At 52.4% G+C, this 22,287-nt stretch carries 19 protein-coding genes and 6 tRNA genes; 12 read left to right on the forward strand and 13 right to left on the reverse strand.

The window, feature by feature from the left end:
- Positions 1-183: 183 nt before the first annotated feature.
- Positions 184-1,419, forward strand: a complete 1,236-nt coding sequence (locus ABVN44_RS16390; RefSeq protein WP_000468920.1) for an ion channel protein — start codon at positions 184-186, stop codon at positions 1,417-1,419.
- Positions 1,420-1,438: 19 nt separating this feature from the next.
- Here ABVN44_RS16390 and ABVN44_RS16395 read toward each other — a convergent pair whose 3' ends face one another.
- Positions 1,439-3,091, reverse strand: coding sequence for an alpha-keto acid decarboxylase family protein (locus tag ABVN44_RS16395; RefSeq protein ID WP_023232131.1), 1,653 nt, complete (start codon positions 3,089-3,091; stop codon positions 1,439-1,441).
- 179 nt (positions 3,092-3,270) lie between these two features.
- Here ABVN44_RS16395 and mgrA point away from each other — a divergent pair, with 179 nt between their 5' ends.
- Positions 3,271-4,269 carry an L-glyceraldehyde 3-phosphate reductase gene (gene mgrA / locus ABVN44_RS16400; protein ID WP_020899059.1) on the forward strand — a complete coding sequence of 333 codons (999 nt, stop codon included), beginning with the start codon at positions 3,271-3,273 and terminating at the stop codon, positions 4,267-4,269.
- A 113-nt stretch (positions 4,270-4,382) separates the two neighbouring features.
- On the forward strand, positions 4,383-4,709 hold the full coding sequence (gene ypeC, locus ABVN44_RS16405) for a DUF2502 domain-containing protein YpeC (protein WP_000490091.1): 327 nt from the start codon (positions 4,383-4,385) through the stop codon (positions 4,707-4,709).
- A 60-nt stretch (positions 4,710-4,769) separates the two neighbouring features.
- Here the strand turns inward: ypeC and ABVN44_RS16410 are convergent, their stop codons facing one another.
- A complete protein-coding gene (locus tag ABVN44_RS16410; RefSeq protein ID WP_000131734.1) occupies positions 4,770-6,011 on the reverse strand; it encodes an Nramp family divalent metal transporter in 1,242 nt (413 codons plus the stop codon).
- Positions 6,012-6,353: 342 nt separating this feature from the next.
- Here ABVN44_RS16410 and nupC point away from each other — a divergent pair, with 342 nt between their 5' ends.
- On the forward strand, positions 6,354-7,556 hold the full coding sequence (nupC, locus tag ABVN44_RS16415; protein WP_000376347.1) for a nucleoside permease NupC: 1,203 nt from the start codon (positions 6,354-6,356) through the stop codon (positions 7,554-7,556).
- A gap of 52 nt (positions 7,557-7,608) precedes the next feature.
- Here nupC and ABVN44_RS16420 read toward each other — a convergent pair whose 3' ends face one another.
- The 3 genes from ABVN44_RS16420 to ABVN44_RS16430 all read right to left on the reverse strand — a co-directional run bounded on the left by ABVN44_RS16420 (position 7,609) and on the right by ABVN44_RS16430 (position 10,182).
- Entirely contained in the window at positions 7,609-9,798 is a 2,190-nt protein-coding gene (locus ABVN44_RS16420) for a sensor domain-containing phosphodiesterase (RefSeq protein WP_001112941.1), read from the reverse strand.
- 190 nt (positions 9,799-9,988) lie between these two features.
- A tRNA-Ala gene (locus tag ABVN44_RS16425) sits at positions 9,989-10,064 on the reverse strand.
- A 42-nt stretch (positions 10,065-10,106) separates the two neighbouring features.
- Positions 10,107-10,182 (reverse strand) — tRNA-Ala (locus ABVN44_RS16430).
- 221 nt (positions 10,183-10,403) lie between these two features.
- On the opposite strand from ABVN44_RS16430, the gene ABVN44_RS16435 reads away from it, so the two are divergent.
- Positions 10,404-10,766, forward strand: coding sequence for a YfeC-like transcriptional regulator (locus ABVN44_RS16435; RefSeq protein WP_000472034.1), 363 nt, complete (start codon positions 10,404-10,406; stop codon positions 10,764-10,766).
- 1 nt (position 10,767) lies between these two features.
- Positions 10,768-11,160 carry a YfeC-like transcriptional regulator gene (locus tag ABVN44_RS16440; protein WP_000826514.1) on the forward strand — a complete coding sequence of 131 codons (393 nt, stop codon included), beginning with the start codon at positions 10,768-10,770 and terminating at the stop codon, positions 11,158-11,160.
- Positions 11,161-11,213: 53 nt separating this feature from the next.
- Here the strand turns inward: ABVN44_RS16440 and gltX are convergent, their stop codons facing one another.
- On the reverse strand, positions 11,214-12,629 hold the full coding sequence (gene gltX, locus ABVN44_RS16445; protein ID WP_000695623.1) for a glutamate--tRNA ligase: 1,416 nt from the start codon (positions 12,627-12,629) through the stop codon (positions 11,214-11,216).
- Positions 12,630-12,887: 258 nt separating this feature from the next.
- Here gltX and ABVN44_RS16450 point away from each other — a divergent pair.
- The 4 genes from ABVN44_RS16450 (at position 12,888) to ABVN44_RS16465 (ending at position 13,283) form a co-directional block, all read left to right on the forward strand.
- A tRNA-Val gene (locus ABVN44_RS16450) sits at positions 12,888-12,963 on the forward strand.
- Between the two features lie 45 nt (positions 12,964-13,008).
- A tRNA-Val gene (locus tag ABVN44_RS16455) sits at positions 13,009-13,084 on the forward strand.
- A gap of 43 nt (positions 13,085-13,127) precedes the next feature.
- Positions 13,128-13,203 (forward strand) — tRNA-Val (locus ABVN44_RS16460).
- A gap of 4 nt (positions 13,204-13,207) precedes the next feature.
- Positions 13,208-13,283 (forward strand) — tRNA-Lys (locus ABVN44_RS16465).
- Positions 13,284-13,599: 316 nt separating this feature from the next.
- Here ABVN44_RS16465 and ABVN44_RS16470 read toward each other — a convergent pair.
- From ABVN44_RS16470 to xapA, 4 genes are read right to left on the reverse strand one after another with little or no spacing between them, the layout of a single operon-like run.
- On the reverse strand, positions 13,600-14,484 hold the full coding sequence (locus ABVN44_RS16470) for a LysR family transcriptional regulator (RefSeq protein ID WP_000438882.1): 885 nt from the start codon (positions 14,482-14,484) through the stop codon (positions 13,600-13,602).
- 51 nt (positions 14,485-14,535) lie between these two features.
- Entirely contained in the window at positions 14,536-14,694 is a 159-nt protein-coding gene (locus tag ABVN44_RS16475; protein ID WP_000658727.1) for a XapX domain-containing protein, read from the reverse strand.
- A 58-nt stretch (positions 14,695-14,752) separates the two neighbouring features.
- The gene (locus ABVN44_RS16480; RefSeq protein ID WP_000513241.1) at positions 14,753-16,009 is read right to left on the reverse strand and encodes a nucleoside permease; all 1,257 of its coding nucleotides are present in this window, start codon (positions 16,007-16,009) and stop codon (positions 14,753-14,755) included.
- A 54-nt stretch (positions 16,010-16,063) separates the two neighbouring features.
- The gene (gene xapA, locus ABVN44_RS16485) at positions 16,064-16,897 is read right to left on the reverse strand and encodes a xanthosine phosphorylase (protein ID WP_001119742.1); all 834 of its coding nucleotides are present in this window, start codon (positions 16,895-16,897) and stop codon (positions 16,064-16,066) included.
- Positions 16,898-17,152: 255 nt separating this feature from the next.
- Between xapA and ABVN44_RS16490 the strand changes: the two genes are divergently transcribed.
- Positions 17,153-17,914: an outer membrane protein gene (locus ABVN44_RS16490; protein WP_000722926.1), complete on the forward strand. Its 762-nt coding sequence runs from the start codon at positions 17,153-17,155 to the stop codon at positions 17,912-17,914.
- 61 nt (positions 17,915-17,975) lie between these two features.
- Here ABVN44_RS16490 and ABVN44_RS16495 read toward each other — a convergent pair whose 3' ends face one another.
- The gene (locus ABVN44_RS16495; RefSeq protein ID WP_001109831.1) at positions 17,976-18,902 is read right to left on the reverse strand and encodes a LysR family transcriptional regulator; all 927 of its coding nucleotides are present in this window, start codon (positions 18,900-18,902) and stop codon (positions 17,976-17,978) included.
- 89 nt (positions 18,903-18,991) lie between these two features.
- Here ABVN44_RS16495 and ABVN44_RS16500 point away from each other — a divergent pair, with 89 nt between their 5' ends.
- Positions 18,992-19,990 (forward strand): bile acid:sodium symporter family protein, encoded by a 999-nt coding sequence (locus ABVN44_RS16500; protein WP_000765569.1) that lies wholly within the window; start codon positions 18,992-18,994, stop codon positions 19,988-19,990.
- Here the strand turns inward: ABVN44_RS16500 and ABVN44_RS16505 are convergent.
- Together ABVN44_RS16505 and ligA are read right to left on the reverse strand one after the other, a co-directional pair.
- Positions 19,987-20,205 carry a DUF3820 family protein gene (locus ABVN44_RS16505; protein ID WP_001519708.1) on the reverse strand — a complete coding sequence of 73 codons (219 nt, stop codon included), beginning with the start codon at positions 20,203-20,205 and terminating at the stop codon, positions 19,987-19,989. The genes ABVN44_RS16500 and ABVN44_RS16505 overlap by 4 nt on opposite strands.
- 1 nt (position 20,206) lies before the next feature.
- Complete coding sequence (gene ligA / locus ABVN44_RS16510; protein WP_023201637.1) at positions 20,207-22,222, reverse strand: NAD-dependent DNA ligase LigA; 2,016 nt, start codon at positions 22,220-22,222, stop codon at positions 20,207-20,209.
- Between the last annotated feature and the right edge of the window lie 65 nt (positions 22,223-22,287).

Genomic DNA, 22,287 nt, shown 5'->3' on the forward strand with positions numbered 1-22,287 from the left:
GTCAAAATAAGTCTTTGTCACACTGTAAATTCATGGGGGCATAACAACAACGGCCATCAGGCTGACTGCCTATAAATATAGATCTTCATCACAGAATTACTTTCTTGTTTCAGCACCAATTGCAGCAATGCCGTCGGGCAGGCTGTGCAAAATAGGTATACGACCCCGTGTAAGGAAGAGATTATGTTCCACCCGCGTGCCCGAACGATGCTGCTGCTGTCGCTCCCCGCGCTGATTATTGGCGTAGCGTCAAGCCTGGTTTTAATCGCGGCGATGAAAGTCGCGTCGGTTTTTCAGCAATTTCTTTGGCAACGACTGCCCACCAGCATCGGCATCGCTTATGATTCGCCGTTCTGGATAGTGGGTATGCTCACGCTAACCGGGATCGTGGTGGGTTTGATTATCCGTTACAGTCCCGGACACGCTGGCCCCGATCCGGCCATCGAACCGTTAATCAGTATGCCGGTCTCGCCATCTGCGCTACCCGGGCTGCTTCTCGCCTTAATCATCGGCCTTGCTGGTGGGGTAAGTTTGGGGCCAGAGCATCCGATAATGACAATAAATATCGCGCTGGCGGCGGCTTTCGGCTCCCGCCTGTTTCCGCGTATCACGGCGTTAGACTGGACGATTCTGGCCTCAGCGGGCACCATCGGCGCGCTGTTCGGCACGCCCGTCGCCGCAGCGCTGATTTTTTCGCAAACGCTTAGCGGCTCTAACGATATTCCCATGTGGGATCGCCTGTTTGCGCCGTTAATGGCGGCAGCGGCGGGGTCACTCACCACCAGCCTGTTCTTTCATCCGCATTTTTCGTTACCCATCGCCCATTACACGCAGATGCGGCTGGTGGACATTGCCAGCGGAGCGATCGTCGCGGCGATCGCCATTGCCGCAGGGATGGTCGCCGTCTGGTGCCTTCCGCGTCTGCATGAGTTGCTGCACCGACTGAAAAATCCGGTCCTGATTCTCGGCATTGGCGGTTTTATACTGGGTATTCTGGGCGTCATTGGCGGGCCGCTTACCCTGTTTAAAGGCCTGGACGAAATGCAACAAATGGCGTTTAGCCAGACGTTGGGCGCGGGAGATTATTTTACCTTAGCCGTCGTCAAACTCGCCGCGCTGGTCATCGCGGCGGCGAGCGGCTTTCGCGGCGGGCGCATTTTTCCGGCTGTGTTTATCGGCGCGGCGCTGGGGCTCATGCTCCATGCCCATGTTGAGGCCGTACCCGCGGCGATTACCGTCTCCTGCGCGATTCTTGGCTTAGTGCTGGTAGTGACGCGCGACGGCTGGCTCAGTCTGTTTATGGCGGCAGTCGTCGTACCGGATACCAATCTGCTGCCGCTGCTCTGCATTGTGATGCTCCCCGCCTGGCTATTGCTGGCGGGAAAACCGTTGCTGGCCGCCAACCGTCACGAACCCTAATCCGGCGCAGCGGGGGCCATTATCCCCCGTTGCGGGCTTCCAGCGCCCGGGTCACGGTACGCAGTAATTCCGGCAGATCGGCTTTTGGCAACATCACTTCAATAAATGACAGACGTTGTGGGCGCGCCAGACGTTCGAGGACCTCTGCCAGTTGGATAGCCTGCGTCACCCGCCAGCACTCCGCCTGTTGCGCCGCGTTTAGCGCCGGTGGTATCTGCGTCCAGTTCCAGCTCGCGATGTCGTTATACCGCTGGGCCGCGCCGTGAATGGCGCGCTCTACGGTATAGCCGTCATTGTTGAGCAGCAGGATAACCGGCGCCTGCCCGTCGCGTAACATCGAGCCCATCTCCTGAATCGTGAGCTGCGCCGCGCCATCGCCAATAATCAGAATTACCCGCCGATCGGGGCAGGCGGTTTGCGCGCCAAACGCGGCGGGCAAGGAATAGCCGATAGACCCCCACAGCGGCTGTACCACAACTTCCGCGCCGTCAGGAAGCGACAGCGCGGCAGCGCCAAAAGCTGCAGTCCCCTGGTCGACAAGGATAATATCGCCGGGTTTGAGATACTGCTGTAAGGTTTGCCAGAAGCTTTCCTGGGTCAGTTCTCCTTTATCAATCCGCACTGGCTGTCCGGCGGAACGCGTCGGCGGCGGCGCAAAAGCGCATTCCAGGCACAGTTCGCGCAGCGTAGACACAGCCTGCGCCATCGGGAGGTTGAACCAGGTTTCGCCGATGCGCGACGCGTAAGGCTGAATCTCCAGCGTGCGTTCCGCCGGCAATTGTTGGGTAAATCCGGCCGTAAGGGTATCGACAAAACGGGTGCCGACGCAGATAACCCTATCGGCGTCCTCTATGGCCTGACGCACTTCTTTGCTGCTGGCGCCAGCGCTATAGGTGCCAACGAAGTTCGGGTGCTGCTCATCAAAAAGCCCCTTCCCCATCAGTAGTGTGGCATGAGCGATGGGCGTTTCCACCATCCAGCGCTGCAACAGTGGTCGTAAACCAAAACGCCCGGCAAGAAAGTCGGCCAAGAGCGCAATGCGCCGACTGTTCATCAGGCACTGACGGGCGTGGTAACGAAAAGCCGTCTCCACGCCGCTTTGCGCTTCATGCACGGGCAACGTCAGCGCCTGCGTAGGCGGGATGGCCGTTTTTTTCGCCACGTCGGCGGGCAACATGATGTATCCTGGCCTGCGTGCGGCAAACATTTCACCCAATACGCGGTCAATCTCGAAACAGGCGTTCTGTTCATCCAATATTGCGCTGGCAGCGGATATCGCCTGACTCATGCGATAAAAATGACGAAAATCGCCGTCGCCGAGGGTATGGTGCATCAATTCGCCACGCTGCTGCGCAGCGCTACAAGGCGCGCCGACGATATGCAAGACCGGGACATATTCCGCGTAACTGCCCGCGATACCGTTAATAGCGCTAAGTTCTCCCACGCCAAAGGTGGTGAGTAGCGCTCCAGCGCCCGACATGCGCGCATAGCCGTCCGCGGCATAAGCGGCGTTCAGCTCATTGGCGCATCCCACCCAACGCAAGGTCGGGTGGTCAATCACATGGTCAAGAAACTGCAAGTTATAATCGCCCGGTACGCCAAAAAGATGGCCAATGCCGCATCCTGCCAGTCTGTCCAGCAAATAGTCGGCCACGGTATAGGGGTTTTGCATGACAGCTTTCCTTTTGACGTTGACATTATGTTGAGTATTAAGGAATGCCGATGGCTGTCCAGCACGACGGGGATGAAAGCCTGGAAAACAATGTTTACAGCGGCAAACAGTAAAATCCGGATACCGCCTGGCGAGTGTAACCGTATACACTATTTATTCACGCCACAGGGGGAAAGGTCATGATTTATCAGCCCGATGAAAATCGTTATCACACAATGGAGTATCGTCGCTGCGGGCGTAGCGGCGTCAAACTTCCCGCTATTTCGCTGGGGTTATGGCACAACTTCGGCGATGCGACACGGATAGAAAATAGCCGGGCGCTGCTGCAACGCGCGTTCGATCTGGGCATTACCCACTTTGATCTCGCCAATAATTATGGGCCGCCGCCGGGCTCCGCAGAATGCAATTTTGGCCGCATTCTGCAGGAAGATTTTTTACCGTGGCGCGATGAGTTAGTCATCTCCACCAAAGCGGGCTACACCATGTGGGATGGCCCTTATGGCGACTGGGGTTCACGGAAATACCTTATCGCCAGCCTCGATCAAAGCCTGAAACGTATGGGGCTGGAGTATGTCGATATCTTTTATCACCATCGTCCCGATCCCGAAACGCCGCTTAAAGAGACGATGAAAGCGTTAGATCACCTTGTGCGCCAGGGCAAAGCGTTGTACGTGGGGATCTCTAACTATCCTGCCGATCTGGCCAGACAAGCTATCGATATTCTGGAGGATCTCGGCACGCCTTGCCTGATTCATCAGCCTAAATATTCGCTTTTTGAGCGTTGGGTAGAGGACGGGCTGCTGGCGCTGTTGCAGGAAAAAGGCGTCGGCAGTATTGCCTTCTCGCCGCTGGCGGGCGGGCAGCTCACTGACCGTTATTTGAATGGTATTCCGGAAGATTCCCGCGCGGCGAGCGGAAGCCGTTTCCTTAAACCAGAACAGATTACCGCCGACAAACTGGAAAAAGTTCGCCGGTTGAATGAACTGGCTGCACGACGGGGCCAAAAATTGTCTCAGATGGCGCTCGCCTGGGTGCTGCGTAACGATAACGTTACCTCGGTACTGATTGGCGCCAGCAAACCGTCGCAAATCGAAGACGCCGTAGGAATGCTGGCCAATCGCCGTTTTTCGGCGGCGGAATGTGCAGAAATTGACGCTATTCTGGAGGGCCGGTTTTAGCAAAAAATGCTCTCCTTCATGATTTAAGAGTTAAGGCGATGAAACAAATCTTTACTGCTTTGTAATATTGCATTAACAGGCCGGCGACGGCTCGATCGTGAAGGAGAGAAAGTATGTTCAGGTCACTGATTCTGGCGGCAGCCTTGCTGGCTTTTACACCGCTTGCCGCGAATGCGGGCGAAATCACCCTGTTGCCCTCAATAAAATTACAGATTGGCGATCGCGATGATTACGGTAACTACTGGGACGGTGGTCGCTGGCGCGACCGGGATTACTGGCACAACCATTATGAATGGCGTAAAAATCGCTGGTGGCGCCATGACAACGGCTATCATCGCGGCTGGGATAAGCGTAAAGCGTATGAACGCGGTTATCGGGAAGGCTGGCGCGATCGCGACGATCATCGCGGGCGAGGCCGGGGTCACAAACATCATCACTAAGCCTCCTGCTGAATAACAGCCCGATGACGCCCACGCATCGGGCCTGCTATCTTTCTGTCTTTATGACAACCCCATCACCGTTCCAACCAGTAACCAGATATTCAGGGCGACGACCAGCACGACAATTATCCAGCCAATCTGTTTTACCCGCCGCGTGTTCACCAGCTCGCCCATTAGCGTAGCGTTACTGGTGAAAATCAGGAGCGGCACCAACGCCAGCGCAATACCAAAACTCAGCAGCACCTGGCTCATCACCAGAATTCGGGTAGGGTCCAGCCCCATCAAAATCACAATAAATGAGGGCAGCATGGTAATGGTGCGCCGTACCCACAGCGGAATGTGAAAACGGACAAACCCTTGCATCACCACCTGCCCCGCCAGAGTCCCTACCACAGTGGAGGAAAGCCCTGCCGCTACCAGACTAAGACCAAACACCGTTGCCGCCGCATGGCTTAGTAACGGTTCCAGCGTCAGGTATGCCTGATCGAGGTCGGCGATGCCGGTGTGGCCGCTAAAATGAAACGCCGCCGCGGCGGTCGCCATCATTGCCAGATTGACAAAACCGGCAATCGTCATAGCAATAGCGACATCCCATTTCGTTGCTGAGTACCGTTGTTGCCGCGTTCCGCCGTGCAGATGCTGTGTTAATGACGAGTGCAGATAAATCACGTGCGGCATAATTGTCGCGCCAAGCACGCCGGCGGCTAAGAATACGGCTTCCGGGTTCGGTAGCGCCGGGATAACCATTCCTTTGCCGAGCTGCGCCATATCAGGCTGAGAGAAAAACAGCTCCACAATGTAAGCAGCGGCGACAAAAAGCAGTAAACCGCCGATGACTTTTTCAAGCGGTTTTTGACCGCGGCGCTGTAACATTAAAATCAGAAACGTCGCGATACCGGTCAATACCGCGCCCTGTAATAAAGAGACGCCCAGGATCAGCTTAAAACCTATTGCCGCGCCGATAAATTCAGCTAAATCGGTGGCCATCGCGATGATTTCCGCCTGTACCCAGTAAAACCAGACTACCGGGCGCGGATAATGGTCGCGAATTTGCTCCGCCAGGTTCTTGCCCGTGGCGATTCCGAGTTTTGCCGAGAGGATTTGAATCAGCATCGCCATCAGGTTCGCCCAGACCACCACCCAGAGTAGCTGGTAGCCAAAGCTGGCGCCGGCCTGAATATTGGTCGCGAAGTTACCGGGATCGATATAACCAATCGCGGCAATGAACGCAGGTCCCATTAATGCGAGCCTTAGCTTGCGCGCCGCCCGTCCGCTGCTATTCTCTACGCGATTGTCAGTCATCTTTTGCCTCAAAAACATAGCCTTTGCTATGTTTCATGCTATGTTTATTGATAATGATTATCAAGTGCATTTCAATGGGTACGGGTGATTACTTTGATAGTGTGAAACGATAGACCGATACGATGACGACCTGTATCAGAACAGTTTGGCTTAACATTACAAGATTAGCACACTGATATAACTTTTCATTTTCATATTCAGTACAGTAAAAGTGTATTACAGATCACTAATTTTGAATCTCGTCACAGGTCCTTATTATAGTGTGTGTTGGATCTCGTTTTCTTTACGGCTGTTGCATAGAATGTGCACGAAAATTAAACCTGCCTCATATTTGGAGCAAATATGGACCGCGTCCTTCATTTTGTCCTGGCGCTTGCCGTTGTTGCGGTACTCGCACTGCTGGTTAGCAGCGACCGTAAAAAAATTCGCATTCGTTACGTCATTCAGTTACTTGTTATCGAAGTATTACTGGCCTGGTTCTTCCTGAACTCGGATGTTGGCCTTGGCTTCGTAAAAGGTTTCTCCGAGATGTTTGAAAAACTGCTCGGATTTGCCAACGAAGGGACAAACTTCGTCTTTGGCAGTATGAACGACCAAGGTTTGGCGTTCTTCTTCCTGAAAGTATTGTGCCCGATCGTCTTTATTTCCGCGTTGATCGGTATTCTCCAGCATATCCGTGTTCTGCCAGTGGTCATCCGCGCTATTGGTTTCCTGCTGTCCAAAGTAAACGGTATGGGCAAACTGGAATCTTTTAACGCCGTCAGCTCGCTGATCCTCGGCCAGTCTGAGAACTTTATCGCTTATAAAGATATCCTCGGCAAAATGTCTCGCAACCGTATGTACACCATGGCTGCAACGGCGATGTCGACCGTTTCCATGTCTATTGTGGGCGCGTATATGACCATGCTGGACCCTAAATATGTGGTCGCAGCGCTGGTTCTGAACATGTTCAGCACCTTTATCGTTCTGTCGCTGATCAACCCCTATGTCGTTGATGCCAGCGAAGAAAATATTCAGATGTCGAACCTGCATGAAGGCCAAAGTTTCTTCGAAATGCTGGGCGAGTACATTCTGGCAGGTTTTAAAGTGGCGATTATCGTCGCGGCGATGCTGATCGGCTTCATCGCGCTGATCGCGGCGCTGAACGCGCTGTTCGCAACGGTTACCGGTTGGTTCGGCTACAGCATCTCCTTCCAGGGCATTCTGGGTTACATCTTCTACCCGGTCGCATGGGTAATGGGCGTACCGTCCAGTGAAGCGCTGCAGGTAGGAAGTATCATGGCGACCAAACTGGTTTCCAACGAATTCGTGGCGATGATGGATCTGCAGAAAATCGCCTCTACCCTCTCTCCACGCGCTGAAGGCATTATCTCCGTCTTCCTGGTGTCCTTCGCGAACTTCTCTTCCATCGGTATTATTGCGGGCGCGATTAAAGGCCTGAACGAAGAGCAAGGCAACGTGGTTTCCCGTTTTGGTCTGAAACTGGTTTACGGTTCTACGCTGGTGAGCGTACTGTCCGCCTCTATCGCGGCGCTGGTACTGTAAGTCTGCGTTTAATGTAGAAACCGGGGAGCTATCCCCGGTTTTTTTATGCCGCTTATTTACCTAACGGGCGCGGGCGGCCAATCAGATATCCCTGCAAACTGTGTACGCCAAGCTGCAATAGCAGATCGCGCTGCGCAGGCGTTTCAACAAACTCAGCCACGACGCTCAACGATTTCGCTTTCGCTAAATCAGTGATGGATTTCACGATCATCGCATCCAGGGAGTCCGTCAGAATATCTTTTACGAAACAGCCGTCGATTTTAATGATGTCCGCCTTGAGGCGTTTTAGCCGTTCATAGTTTGCATAACCGGTGCCGAAATCATCAATGGCGATTTTTAGGCCAAACTTACGCAGCTGGTTGATATTGTGCATACTGATTTCGGAATGAGAGAAGGCCTGTTCTTCAGTAATTTCGATGATGACCGAAGCAGGCGGGACGCCATAGCGTTTAAAAAGCTGCATAATGCGCGACGCCGTCTCTTTTTGCAGCAGCGTCAGCGGCATCAAATTAACCGAGAAACGCGCCCCCTGCTCCGCCGAAGGATGCGCGGACAACCATTGCAGGAGCGCTTCCATCACCTGCATATCAAACCGTACGCTCAGGTTAAACTGGGCGATAAGCGGAATGAACTGATTGGGCATCATGATACCGTCGTCGCACCGAAGCCGCGTCAGAATCTCGTCATACCCTTTTCCCTGCGCGTCGCGAATGGGTTGCGCATACAAAACCAGCGCGCCGCGCTCCAGCGCCTGACGGATTTTCTGCAACCGCAGCACCCGTTCCGTCGTCTGCCCGGAAGCGGCTTCAATACTCTGGGTCAGTGCAAGCACCCGACGGTGCGAACAGGATTGCTCCGCCAGCCAGCTTAATTGCCCCAACAGCGGTTGCAAGGTTTCCTGGCGACCATCGAATGTTCCCCACGATGCGCCGTATTCCATGTCCAGACCGGTATTGTTCCAGTAAATTTTGCGGTTATTAAGCACATTGAGCATATATTGCAGGCGGGCTTCCGTCTCCGGTCCCGTCAATACCAGCAATAATTCACTGCCCGGCAGATGGAAAATTTTCTCCTTTTCCAGCAGCAGCGGCTGCAACACGCGAAACACCTCGCGTTCGCAATGCACGCGCATCTGCATACCGTAATGACGGCTCAGAAATTCCAGGTTTTCCATGCGTAAATAACACACGCTTTGCCCGGCATCCTGTAAAAGAAACTGCTCCAGCGCACGCAGGTTAGGCAGTTGCGTCAACGGATCGGTTAATGCCTGCGAATGCCATTGTCGATTCAACCATTCGCTGCGCTGATTAATCCGCGCCATGTATAACAAACAAATACTAAAAGAAATGAGAACTGAAAGGATAAATGCCAGCGAATATTCTGAGCCCACGCCCTGCAGAAAATTGCGGTTATAGCTAAGCAGGAATAGCGCAGTGAGAGCCCAACTAAAATTCAACAGCGGATAGCTGATTTTCCCCACGCCGATGGTAAATCCAATGAACAGGACTGGCACCAGATAGCCAGCAATATACTTTGTCTCGAAAGGCGTACACAGCACCGCTAATAGCGTCGCCAGAGTGGCAAACCAGAGAAGCGTAAACAGGCGTTTTTCTTTGGCGAGATAAGGAGCGACATCCCTCCGCCAGAAAATACGAATATAGTGCGGGCTGACTATCATCCGCAGCGGATAATAGAAAAAGAGGGTAAAAATAAGCGCGGCAGAAATCAGACTCAATAAATCAACAATCGAGAAAATAGCGGTGCCGGTGCCAAAGAAGGTAGAGATGGTCACCGGGAAAGCCAGGTAGTGCCCCGCCAGATGCATACTGATTTTTATGCCAAACGGCGTCATTAACCCTAACCAGAAAACGCGTAGCCAGATGCCTTGGTTGGGTATTCCGTAGCGCCAGCGCGCGCCCAACTGCCAGCGTACGATAGCGCAAACCAGCAACACAGGAAACGTCTGGCAAAATAGCAGCACCATCGCCTGTGGCAGAGGTAAATGAAAATTCCATTCATTAGTCAACATCATTCCGCCTACCATCGGCGCGACGCCACGGCGGCCAAATAAAAACAGCACGGAAAACATGACGCAGAGCGGTAGCCAGGCCAGAAAGATATAGCTGGAATCAATTGTGGCGCGGGGAGAAATGAGACGAGATAGCAGAATAGCCGGAACGGTCAGGCAGAAGGCCAGTAAGAATATTTTTATATTTTTTAATACGTTACACTTATCCGGCATTGCTTTAATGCTCACATCATTATATAAGGCGCATGAATAATAAGTATATTCGCATTATGAAGCAATCTAACAAAAGCTCATATTGACCGCAAAAGCAGCGGCAAACAAACGCACCTGAAGAGCAGATCAGAGGCCATAAATTTTGTGACAAAAAGCAAAAACCCCCGCTTTTCAGCGAGGGTTCGAATGTTGGTGGAGCTAAGCGGGATCGAACCGCTGACCTCTTGCATGCCATGCAAGCGCTCTCCCAGCTGAGCTATAGCCCCATAGTGCTTTTACGTATACGCCAAATTTATCGGGAGTAAATTTGGTGGAGCTAAGCGGGATCGAACCGCTGACCTCTTGCATGCCATGCAAGCGCTCTCCCAGCTGAGCTATAGCCCCACTACGTAAAGCTTGTCGAGTTGACGGGCGGCATCATATGAATTCCCTCGGCATGTGTCAACGGCAAAATGAACTTGCCGAATTCAATCGCTGAAAAAGCATTCAAATAAAGGACATTGCGGCACAACTCGCATTCAGTAGTTAAACACGTCACGGTTTCGACTAAAATGGTGCTATAAAATGAACCACTAATTAACCCCACGACTATTCAGGGAATCGTTATGTTCAAGGAACGGATGACGCCAGAAGAACTCGCTAATCTCACCGGTTACAGCCGACAAACCATCAATAAATGGGTACGGAAAGAAGGCTGGGCAACATCGCCCAAACCTGGCGTCCAGGGCGGTAAAGCCCGTCTGGTTCATGTAAACGAACAGGTTCGTGAATATATCCGCAGCGCTGAACGTTCAGTTGACCATCACGCAGACACATTCACGCCTGCCAGCAACGCATCGCTTGAAGCGCTGCTCATGACGCTCGCCAAAGAGATGACCTCATCCGAGCAGAAACAGTTTACCTCTCTCCTCGTGCGTGAAGGGATTACCGGTTTGTTACAACGCTTAGGGATACGCGATAGCAAATAATATGAAAAGATTACGCAGTAAAATGACCACTGAAGAGCTGGCTGAATGCCTCGGCGTGGCCAGACAAACCGTCAATCGCTGGATCAGAGAACAACACTGGAAAACCGAAAAATTTCCCGGCGTCAAAGGCGGACGCGCAAGACTCATCCATATTGATGCCAGCGTGCGGGAGTTTATTCTCAATATTCCGGCTTTTCGCAAACTGCCTGCGTTTTATCAGGCGGAAGAGGCTTTCGCAGAATATGCGAACGCGGCGCACAGTCACGCTTATCGACAAATTATTGATGCCGTTGAAAATATGTCTGCTCAGGAACAGGAAAAACTTGCGCTGTTTTTATCGCGGGAAGGTATTCGCGGATTTCTGACGCGTTTAGGTATCAATGAGGCGGACTAACAAAGAATAAACGGCAGGCGTCTGCCCTGCCGTTTATTCTGTTTTAGCTGGCGTTACTGCTGACTTTCACGCTCGGCGATAAAGCCCAGCGCTTTGTTGATACGCTCAATGCTGCGGGTTTTACCAATCGCATGTACGGTGACATCCAGCGCAGGCGACTGCCCGGCACCGGTCACAGCCACACGCAGCGGCATCCCCACTTTACCCATCCCCACTTCCAGCTCATCCGCCGTGGCCTGAATCGCGTGGTGGACGTTTTCTGCTGACCAGTCCGTAATCGCCGACAGCTTGTCGCGCACCACTTCCAGCGGCTGACGCGCCACCGGGCGGAGGTGTTTTTTCGCCGCATCGGCGTCAAACTCGCTGAAGTCTTCATAGAAGTAGCGGCAGCTCTGCGCCATCTCTTTCAGAGTTTTGCAGCGCTCGCCCAGCAACTTCACCAGTTCAGCAAGCTGCGGGCCGTTACGGGTGTCGATATTTTCCTGCTCGATATGCCACTGCAAATGCGTCGCCACATATTCCGGCGCCAGCGTATTGATATAGTGGTGGTTCAGCCACAGCAGTTTATCGGTGTTGAACGCGCTCGCAGACTTGCTCACCGCACCGAGGGAGAACAGCTTGATCATCTCTTCGCGGGTGAAGATTTCCTGATCGCCGCTGGACCAGCCCAGACGCACCAGATAGTTCAGCAACGCTTCCGGCAGATAACCGTCATCGCGATACTGCATCACGCTCACCGCACCGTGACGTTTAGACAGCTTTTTACCGTCGTCGCCGTTAATCATCGACACATGCGCGTACATCGGCACCGGCGCGTTTAACGCTTTCAGAATGTTAATCTGGCGCGGAGTATTGTTGATATGGTCTTCGCCACGAATCACATGGGTAATTTCCATATCCCAGTCGTCCACCACCACACAGAAGTTGTAGGTCGGCGAACCATCGGTACGACGAATGATCAGATCGTCCAGCTCCTGATTGCTGAATTCGATCGGGCCACGGATCTGATCATCAAAAATAACGGAACCGTCCTGCGGGTTGGCAAAGCGCACCACGCATGGCTCATCGTCGGCATGATGTTCGTGGCTGTGACGGCAACGCCCGTCATAACGCGGCTTCTCGCCTTTCGCCATCTGATCTTCACGCAGTTGCTCCAGACGCTCTTTAGAGCAGTAGCATTTATAGGCTGTTCCCGCCTCCAGCATCTCGTCAATCACCGCGTTATAGCGATCAAAACGTTTGGTCTGGAAATATGGGCCTTCGTCCCATTCCAGGTTCAGCCAGTTCATACCATCCATGATGGCTTCAATGGCTTCCGGCGTGGAACGCTCAAGATCGGTGTCTTCAATACGCAGCACGAACTCACCGCCGTGGTGACGTGCGAAAAGCCAGGAATAAAGAGCAGTACGCGCGCCACCGACGTGCAGATAACCTGTCGGGCTAGGCGCGAAGCGAGTTTTGATTTTCATGAAATGGCCTTACGTTTATAAAGATGCCGACAACCGGCAAATCCTGGAAAGATGAATAGCCTTGTATTCTATCACTGTGGCTTGATTCCTCAATGTTGATCCGGTCAGAACACTGCGCTTTGCTATTTCCGTATAGAAATCATGCAGCGCGGGGTAATTCACGATCGTTTTGTTTAATTTTACGACGAACAAACAAAAACTTTAGAAAATGCGTTGACTCATTTTCAACTCTCCCTATAATGCGACTCCACACAGCGGGGGTGATTAGCTCAGCTGGGAGAGCACCTCCCTTACAAGGAGGGGGTCGGCGGTTCGATCCCGTCATCACCCACCAACTACTTTATGTAGTCTCCGCCGTGTAGATAAGAAATTGAGAAGTGGGTGATTAGCTCAGCTGGGAGAGCACCTCCCTTACAAGGAGGGGGTCGGCGGTTCGATCCCGTCATCACCCACCACTTTCTCGCCAGCTAAATTTCTTATTGTGTGAAGTACCGAAGTGGGTGATTAGCTCAGCTGGGAGAGCACCTCCCTTACAAGGAGGGGGTCGGCGGTTCGATCCCGTCATCACCCACCACTTCGGGTCGTTAGCTCAGTTGGTAGAGCAGTTGACTTTTAATCAATTGGTCGCAGGTTCGAATCCTGCACGACCCACCAATGTAAAAAAGCGCCCTAAAGGCGCTTTTTTGCTATCTGCGATTTATAAGATTCGAACCTGCCGCAGGTTCGGGTCTTGCCTGATGCGCTGCGCTTATCAGGCCTACAGACGACACCGCACACGTAGGCCGGATAAGACGTTAATCGCCATCCGGCACAGACGACACCGCACACGTAGGCCGGATAAGACGTTAATCGCCATCCGGCACAGACGACACCGCACGCGTAGGCCGGATAAGACGTTAATCGCCATCCGGCACAGACGACACCGCACACGTAGGCCGGATAAGACGTTAGTCGCCATCCGGCACAGACATCATACCGTCAACGCCGCCACCAGTTTCTCCAGTGCTGGCGTTGCCTGCTGCTGGTCATACACAATATACAAATCCGCCGGAATACGTTCCTCTAACGGACGGAACACCACACCCGGCCAGCTCATTTGCGCATAGCCATCAGCCATCAACGTAATCCCGATCCCCATACTGATCATCGCCAACACCGTTTGCGGCTCAACCACTTCCCGAATAATCATTGGCGAAAAGCCTGCCTGTTGGCATACACGTTGTAAAAATTCCCAATCAGAATGTACGGAAGGCAATGTAACAAAATATTCATTGCGCAACGCCGCCAGCGGCACAGAATCTCTGGATGCCAGATCGTGATCTTCCGGAACTGCAACCATGAATGCAGATTCATGCAAACGTATGCTGGTAAAACCGACTGCCGGTTCGATAGCCATACGCCAGATCCCTGCATCAAGTTCCCGACGCTCTAACAACGCCATTTGCATACCTGGAGACTTTTCGCGAAAAAGTACTTCAACATTGGGATTTGCTTTCAAAAAGTGACGCATCGCAGGACGCATTCTTCCCCACAGCGCCGTACCAACCACACCCAGTTCAATGCGCCCCGCTTCACCGCGACCAATCTGCTCCACTCGCGCCAGCGCCTGATTTGCATTGGCTAACAAGCGACGTGACTCCTCCATTAAAACTTTCCCGGCATGGGTTAATGCAACGCTGCGGGAATGACGAATAAACAGCAATGTACCCAGTTGCTGTTCAAGTTCTTTGATATGGATACTCAAGGGAGGTTGTGACATATTTAACCGGGCAGCAGCCCGGCCAAAATGCAATTCTTCTGCAACAGCGAGGAAATAACGTAATAGCTTTAGATCAATACGATGGGCTCGTTCCATCACTATCGCACTCCAGCAATAAAGGATAACGTCTGGAATTTACCATATTACTTAGTAAAAAATAGATTTAACGACAAGATACCCAATATACATAAATACAATAGATAAAACCCCGGGTAAAACATTTGGTGCAGGAATAGGTATTCGGCATAAAGTAAAAAATGCGCCAATACCAAATCCAATACCGGAGGAGAGAATAATTTCTTTCATGCTGTGTCCTTGTTCATAAAAATGGACTGGCGAACATCCTCTCGCCAGTCAAATAAAATTAATGTGCTAATGATTTGGTCGACAGTTTTTCTGGATGGTGCTGATATTTAAAGAACAATGCAAAAATAACGGCCAATGCCAGAGCGTAGGCGGCAAAGACCAGCCAGATGGTTTGCCAATCTTTTACGCCATCAATAGAAAAATAATCCACGGCCATACCGCTTAAAAGAGACCCAATCCACGCCCCCACGCCGTTAACCATGGTCATAAATAGCCCCTGCGCGCTGGCGCGAATACTTGAGTCCACCTCCTGCTCTACAAATACCGACCCTGAGATGTTGAAGAAATCAAATGCGCAGCCATAAACAATCATCGACAGCAGCAGTAGCACAAAGCCAAACGGGGATGGATCGCCAAAGGCAAAGAAGCCGAAACGCAGCGTCCACGCCAGCATGCTCATCAGCATTACCGTTTTAATACCAAAGCGTTTAAGGAAAAACGGAATGGTGAGGATAAAGCCCACTTCAGCCATCTGCGAAACTGAAAGCAAGATAGAGGGATACTTCACCACAAAGCTGTCGGCAAACTCTGGGTTACGGGCAAAATCATGCAAGAACGGATTACCGAAGACATTGGTAATTTGCAGCACCGCCCCCAACATCATCGCAAACAAAAAGAAGATTGCCATGCGTGGATTTTTAAACAGAACAAAAGCATCCAGTCCGAGCTTACTGGCAAGCGTGGTGTTCGCCTTCTTCTCGGCTACCGGAATTTTCGGTAACGTCAGCGCATACAGGGCCAGCAATAACGATGCGCCAGAAGCGATGTATAATTGCGCACTGCTCAGTTCCAGCCCCATCAGGCTCACCGTCCACATCGCAACAATAAAACCTATTGTGCCGAAAACGCGCACAGGCGGAAATGACGTTACCGGATCCTGACCTGCTTTCGCCAGACAAGAGTACGAAACGCTATTGGATAATGCAATCGTTGGCATATACGCCATCGCATTAACCAACATCACCCAGAACATCGTCTGGGGATCGGTAACGGTGGTGGCGTATAATAACGCCCCCGCGCAAACCAGATGGCAAAGCATATAGGCTCGCTCAGCGCGCAGCCATTTATCAGCAATGATCCCCATAATGCCCGGCATGATAATCGCTGCCAGTCCTTTTGAGCTGTAGACCATACCGACATTCGCGCCGGTAAAATCCAGAGTGTTGATCATGTAAGAGCCCAGGGTAACCAGCCAGCTCCCCCAGATAAAATATTGCAAGAACGACATGACTTTTAAGCGGGACGTAATACCCATTTTTTATTCCTTGCCGTGAGATAAAGCCCCAATACGGGGCCGTAGTCATTGTGTTTAGGCCAGCTTACGTAAAAAGCCGCAAATCAGATTTATAAAGTTCTGCCGAGAAAGTTCAGCCGCCGCCAGCGTTTGCGCATGGGAGAGTTTTACATCGCCCAGCCCTTCCGCCAGATTGGTGATCGCTGAGACGGCAACAACTTTGAGACCACAATGACGTGCGCTAATCACCTCAGGGACAACGGACATTCCGACCACATCGCCGCCAATAATCTGCATCATGCGGATTTCTGCCGCCGTTTCGAAGTTCGGACCCGGATAAGAAACAAATACGCCTTCAGTGAGGGGGAATCCCTCCTCTACCGCAACGGACTGAAGCATGGCGCGATAATCTGCGTCATAAGCATTAGCCAGCGAGAAGAAGCGATCGCCATAACGATCATCGTTTGGCCCCACCATCGGCGTACCGGGCATCGTATTAATGTGATCGCTAAGCGCAACCAGGCTACCCGGCCCCACTTCCGGACGCAGAGATCCTGCCGCATTGGTGCAGAACAACACTTCACAGCCCAGTAATTTCAACGTGCGAATGGCATCGGTCATCACCGCCATTCCACGCCCTTCATAAAAATGCCCGCGGCCTTTCATACAGGCCACCGGAACCCCCGCCAGATGGCCGAGCACCAGTTCACCAGCATGGCCGTGTACGGTGCTGACGGGAAATCCCGGCAATTTCTCGTAAGAAATGGCTACCGCATCTTCGATTTGATCCGCCAGAGCACCCAACCCGGAGCCTAAAATAAACGCGACGCGCGGGGTAAATGCCGGTTTATGTGCATGAATAATATCAACACAATACTCAGGATTATGAGAAAAAATAGCGTGAGGCATAAGTTTCCTTGTTCTATCGGATTTAATTTGACTCCTTTTTATAACGACCATCGCCCCTTGCTGACCAATACACTTTTCACGTGTCATCAATAGCCATTTAATATCGATAGATTTAGATCGCTTCTGTATTAATACAGAGGGAAAACAGTATTGGTTTTTGCTTGCACTTCATATTAACAATATGCCGCTTTCATATTTATAAATTGCCTCTTTTTAATTAACCCATTAATAATTATCGGCATAGGGAAATATGCTATGAAAAAAATTCTTACTCTGACGCTTTCTTCTTTACTCATTATTCCCGCACTCACCCATGCGGAATTTAAAGGCGGGTTCGCCGATATCGGCCTCCATTACCTCGACTGGACATCAGACACCACGGAAAAAACCAGTAAAAAATCCCATAAAGATGATTTTGGGTACCTGGAACTGGAAGGCGGAGCGAATTTTAGCTGGGGAGAAATGTACGGGTTCTTCGACTGGGAAAATTTTTACAATGGCCGCCACGCTAAACCAGGCAGCGAACAGCGTTACACCTTTAAAAATACCAACCGTATTTATCTGGGTGATACAGGATTAAACCTCTATCTCCATGCCTACGGGACGTACGGTTCACCTCATCGCGCTAATTTCCATGATGACATGTTTCTCTATGGTTTAGGCTATAACTTCACAGGTAACGGTTACTGGTTTAAACCCTTCTTTGCCAAACGTTATACCGATCAGACCTACTACACAGGCGATAATGGTTATGTATTAGGTTGGGTGGCCGGCTATAGCTTCTCGTTGGGTAGTGAGAAATTCAGCGTAACGAACTGGAATGAGTATGAGTTTGACCGTGATGCGTCCTACGCTGCGGGCAATGGCGGGAAAGATGGCATTAATGGCGCAGTAGCGCTGTGGTGGAATGCGACTCCTCACCTGACCGCAGGAGTACAATATCGTTACGCTGATAATAAGTTAGGAGAATCCTTCCTGCAGGATGGCATTATTTATTCCATCAAATACCTGTTTTAACACACTGCCCTGTCAAAAATGGCAGGGCAAGACCGCACCTCACACACGGACAGATAGATATTTATAGCTGATACAGCGGATCTTTCGCCCTCGCGGCGGTTAATTCGCTGGCCTGAGTACGCACCACGTCCCACAACGCCTGCGCCGCCGTGGAGAGCGATCGGTTTTTTCGCCGCGCCAGCATGAGCTGCCTTTCAACTACGGGCGTCAGCCGTTTAACCTGTAAGTGGCTGCCCTGCGGGAGCGGTAACGCCAGCGCGGGCAGCACGCTGATGCCGATTCCCGCTTCCACCATTGGAAAAAGCGTGGCCGGGTGACCAATCTCCTGCACGATATCCGCCTCAATAGCAAAATGGGCCAGCGCCGCATCAATCAGCGGTCGACTGCCGGAAGCATAATCCTGTAAGACCAGCGATGCCTGTTTAAGATCCTGCCAGCTCACCCATTCCTGATGCGCCAGCGGATGATCCTGGCGACACAACAGTAAAAAAGGCTCTGATAAGATGGCTTCACACTGTAAATCCACCGCTGCGCCAGGATCGATAACGATGCCAAAATCCACTTCTCCCTGGCGGATACTCTCCAGCACCCACTGCTGCGGACGATCGTGCAATACAAAATCAATAGCGGGATAAAGTGAATTACTTTGGGCAATGCATTGCGGAATAAGATGCGCAGAAATGGTTTGGCTCGCGGCAACGCGCACGGTGCCGGTTAATTGTGTCCCTACTCTGCCTGCATCGCGCAGTATGCTGTTCAGTTCATCAAGCACCCGCTCCAGACGCGTCGCCAGTTGTTGCCCCGCCTCGGTCAGCACCACCTCACGCGTGGTGCGATCCAGCAGTCTGACGCCGGTTTGCCGCTCCAGCTCTTTTACGCTATGACTGACCGCAGACTGGCTCAGTCCAATCCTGTCCCCTGCCCGACTGAAACTTTTGGCCTGGGCGACGGTAATAAAAATACGCAGTTGACGCAGTGAATAGTTCATCGACTAGATTCATATATAGATGCAATAAATCAATTTTATTTCTCAAAGCGAAAAACGCAAAATAGCTGCACCGACTTTCAGGAGTTTTTATGAAACTTTTTCGTATCCTTGACCCTTTCACGCTGACACTTATCACCGTGGTACTACTGGCCTCTTTTTTCCCGGCGGAAGGCGGCTTTGTGCCTGTCGTTGAAGGTATTACGACAGCGGCCATCGCTCTGCTGTTTTTTATGCATGGCGCGAAGCTTTCGCGTGAAGCGATCATCGCTGGCGGCAGCCACTGGCGGTTGCATCTGTGGGTCATGTGCAGCACTTTTGTGCTCTTTCCTGTCCTCGGCGTACTGTTTGCCTGGTGGGCGCCTGTCAATGTCGACCCTATGCTCTACAGTGGCTTTCTGTATCTGTGCATTTTGCCCGCCACCGTGCAGTCGGCGATTGCATTTACTTCACTCGCGGGCGGTAACGTCGCGGCCGCGGTGTGCTCAGCGTCTGCGTCCAGTCTGCTGGGCATTTTCCTGTCGCCGCTGCTGGTCGGTCTGGTAATGAATATTCATGGCGCGCAGGGCAGTCTGGAAGAGGTGGGCAAAATTATGCTGCAACTGCTGCTGCCTTTTGTGCTGGGACACCTGTCTCGCCCGTGGATCGGCAACTGGGTCGCGCGCAACAAAAAGTGGATCGCGAAAACGGATCAGACCTCTATTTTGCTGGTGGTCTACTCGGCGTTCAGCGAAGCGGTGGTCAACGGCATCTGGCACAAAGTCGGCTGGGGATCGTTGCTGTTTATCGTCGTGGTCAGCCTCATACTGTTGGCGATCGTCATCGCCATTAACGTCTTTGTCGCCCGTAAATGCGGCTTCAATAAAGCCGACGAAATCACTATTGTTTTCTGCGGTTCGAAAAAAAGCCTGGCCAACGGGATCCCGATGGCCAATATTCTGTTTCCGACGTCAGTGCTGGGTATGATGGTATTACCGCTGATGATCTTCCACCAGATCCAACTGATGGTCTGCGCAGGGCTGGCGCGGCGCTACAAACGCCAGACCGAGAAGTTACAGGCGCAGCAGGAAAGCCGCGCCGCAAAAGCTTAAAGCGGGCGTTTCAGGGGCTGCACCAGTTGCGTCAGCCCCTCGGTTTTAATCAGCAGCGTGATTTGCATCAATTCCCCCAGTTTACCCGCCGGAAATTGATCTTTACGGGCAAACCACAGCAAATACTCTTCCGGAAGGTCGATCAATCGACGTCCCTGATATTTGCCGAACGGCATCACGGTGTTGGCGATTTCAACCAGCTGCTCTTTTTCCATCTCAGGCACCCAGTAAGCGGATCATTTCCGCTTCATCAATCACGGTAATACCCAGTTCCTGCGCTTTGGCAAGTTTGGAACCCGCCGCTTCACCGGCAATCACCAGATCGGTTTTCTTCGATACGCTGCCTGCCACTTTCGCGCCCAGCGCCACTAAACGCGCTTTAGCGTCATCGCGAGACATCTGGCTCAGGCTACCGGTTAGTACCACGGTTTTACCGGCAAACGGGCTATCGATCTCTTGCACATTAATGACTACCGGCGCGGGCCAGTGCACCCCTTCCGCCAGTAGCTGCCCAATCACGTCACGATTACTCTCTTCGGCAAAAAAGTTAAAGACGTGCGTAGCAACCACAATCCCCACGTCAGGTACTTTCTGCAACTCGTCAATCGTGGCGGCCTGCAGCGCCTCCAGCGTGCCGAAATAAGCCGCCAGCCCCGCCGCCGTCGCTTCACCCACTTCACGGATGCCCAGCGCATAGAGAAAACGCGCAAAGGTCGTCGCTTTGGCTTTTTCCAGCGCGTTTACAACATTTTGCGCGGACTTTGGCCCCATTCGGTCCAGGCCGGTCAGTTTACCCGCCGTCAGACGGAACAGATCCGCTGGCGTATGGACATACTCCCTTTCCACCAGTTGGTCGATGATCTTATCGCCCATCCCGTCTACATCCATCGCCCGACGCGACACAAAATGTTTTAGCGACTCTTTACGCTGCGCGCCGCAAATCAGCCCGCCGGTACAACGGGTAACGGCTTCGCCTTCGACGCGCTCTACGTCCGATCCGCACACCGGACAGTGCGTTGGAAACACAATTGGACGCGTCTCTTCAGGGCGTTCGGACAGAACCACGTTGACCACCTGAGGGATCACATCTCCTGCCCGACGGATAACCACCTTATCGCCAATGCGCAAGCCAAGCCGTTCAATTTCATCGGCATTATGCAACGTGGCATTGCTGACCAGCACACCAGCCACCTGAACCGGTTCCAGACGCGCCACCGGCGTAATCGCCCCGGTGCGCCCGACCTGAAACTCAACGTCGCGCACAAAAGTCATCTGCTCCTGAGCAGGAAATTTAAACGCCACTGCCCAGCGCGGCGCGCGGGCCACAAAGCCCAGCTGTTCCTGCAAAGCCAGCGAGTTGACCTTAATCACCACGCCGTCGATATCAAAACCGAGCGTGGGGCGATCTTTTTCGACGTTGTGATAAAAATCCAGTACCGCCTGGGGAGAATCGCACAGCGTCACGCGATCGCTGACCGGTAACCCCCACGCTTTAAATTGCAGCAAACGCCCCAGATGCGTATCCGGCAACTCGCCGCCTTCCAGAATACCGACGCCGTAGCAGAAAAATGTTAGCGGTCGCTTCGCCGTAATACGCGGATCGAGCTGACGCAGCGAGCCCGCCGCCGCGTTACGCGGGTTAGCAAACACTTTGCCGCCAGTACGGCGCGCGTCTTCATTGATCTTTTCGAACCCGGCCTGCGGTAAAAATACCTCTCCGCGAACTTCAAGACGCGCCGGAATGTTATCGCCGTGCAGCTTTAACGGAATGGCGCGAATCGTGCGCACGTTTGAAGTAATATCTTCACCGGTGGTGCCGTCGCCACGCGTCGCAGCGCTCACCAGCACGCCGTTTTCATACAGAATGCTGACCGCCAGGCCATCCAGTTTTAGCTCGCAGCACCAGATGACATTTTCCGTGCTTTTTAGACGATCCTGCACTCGCTTGTTAAACGCCAGGAAGCTTTCTTCATCAAATACGTTATCGAGCGACAGCATCGGTACTTCATGGCGAATCTGGTTGAATGCCGTCAGCGGCGCCGCGCCAACGCGCTGCGTGGGCGAATCCGGCGTGATAAGGTCCGGACGTTGCGCCTCCAGCTCTCGCAGTTCCCGCATCAGGCGGTCATATTCGGCGTCGGGAATCTCTGGCGCATCCATCACATGATACAGATATTCATGATGGCGAAGCGTGGTTCGCAGTTCTGTCAGTTGTTGTTCGATTGGTTCCATATCACACCATCAATGATAAAAAACCCCCGACAGGCGGGGGTTACGTTAAAAATGTCACACCTGCG

This window comes from Salmonella sp. SJTUF15570, assembly GCF_043357055.1.
GTDB classification, from domain to species: domain Bacteria; phylum Pseudomonadota; class Gammaproteobacteria; order Enterobacterales; family Enterobacteriaceae; genus Salmonella; species Salmonella enterica.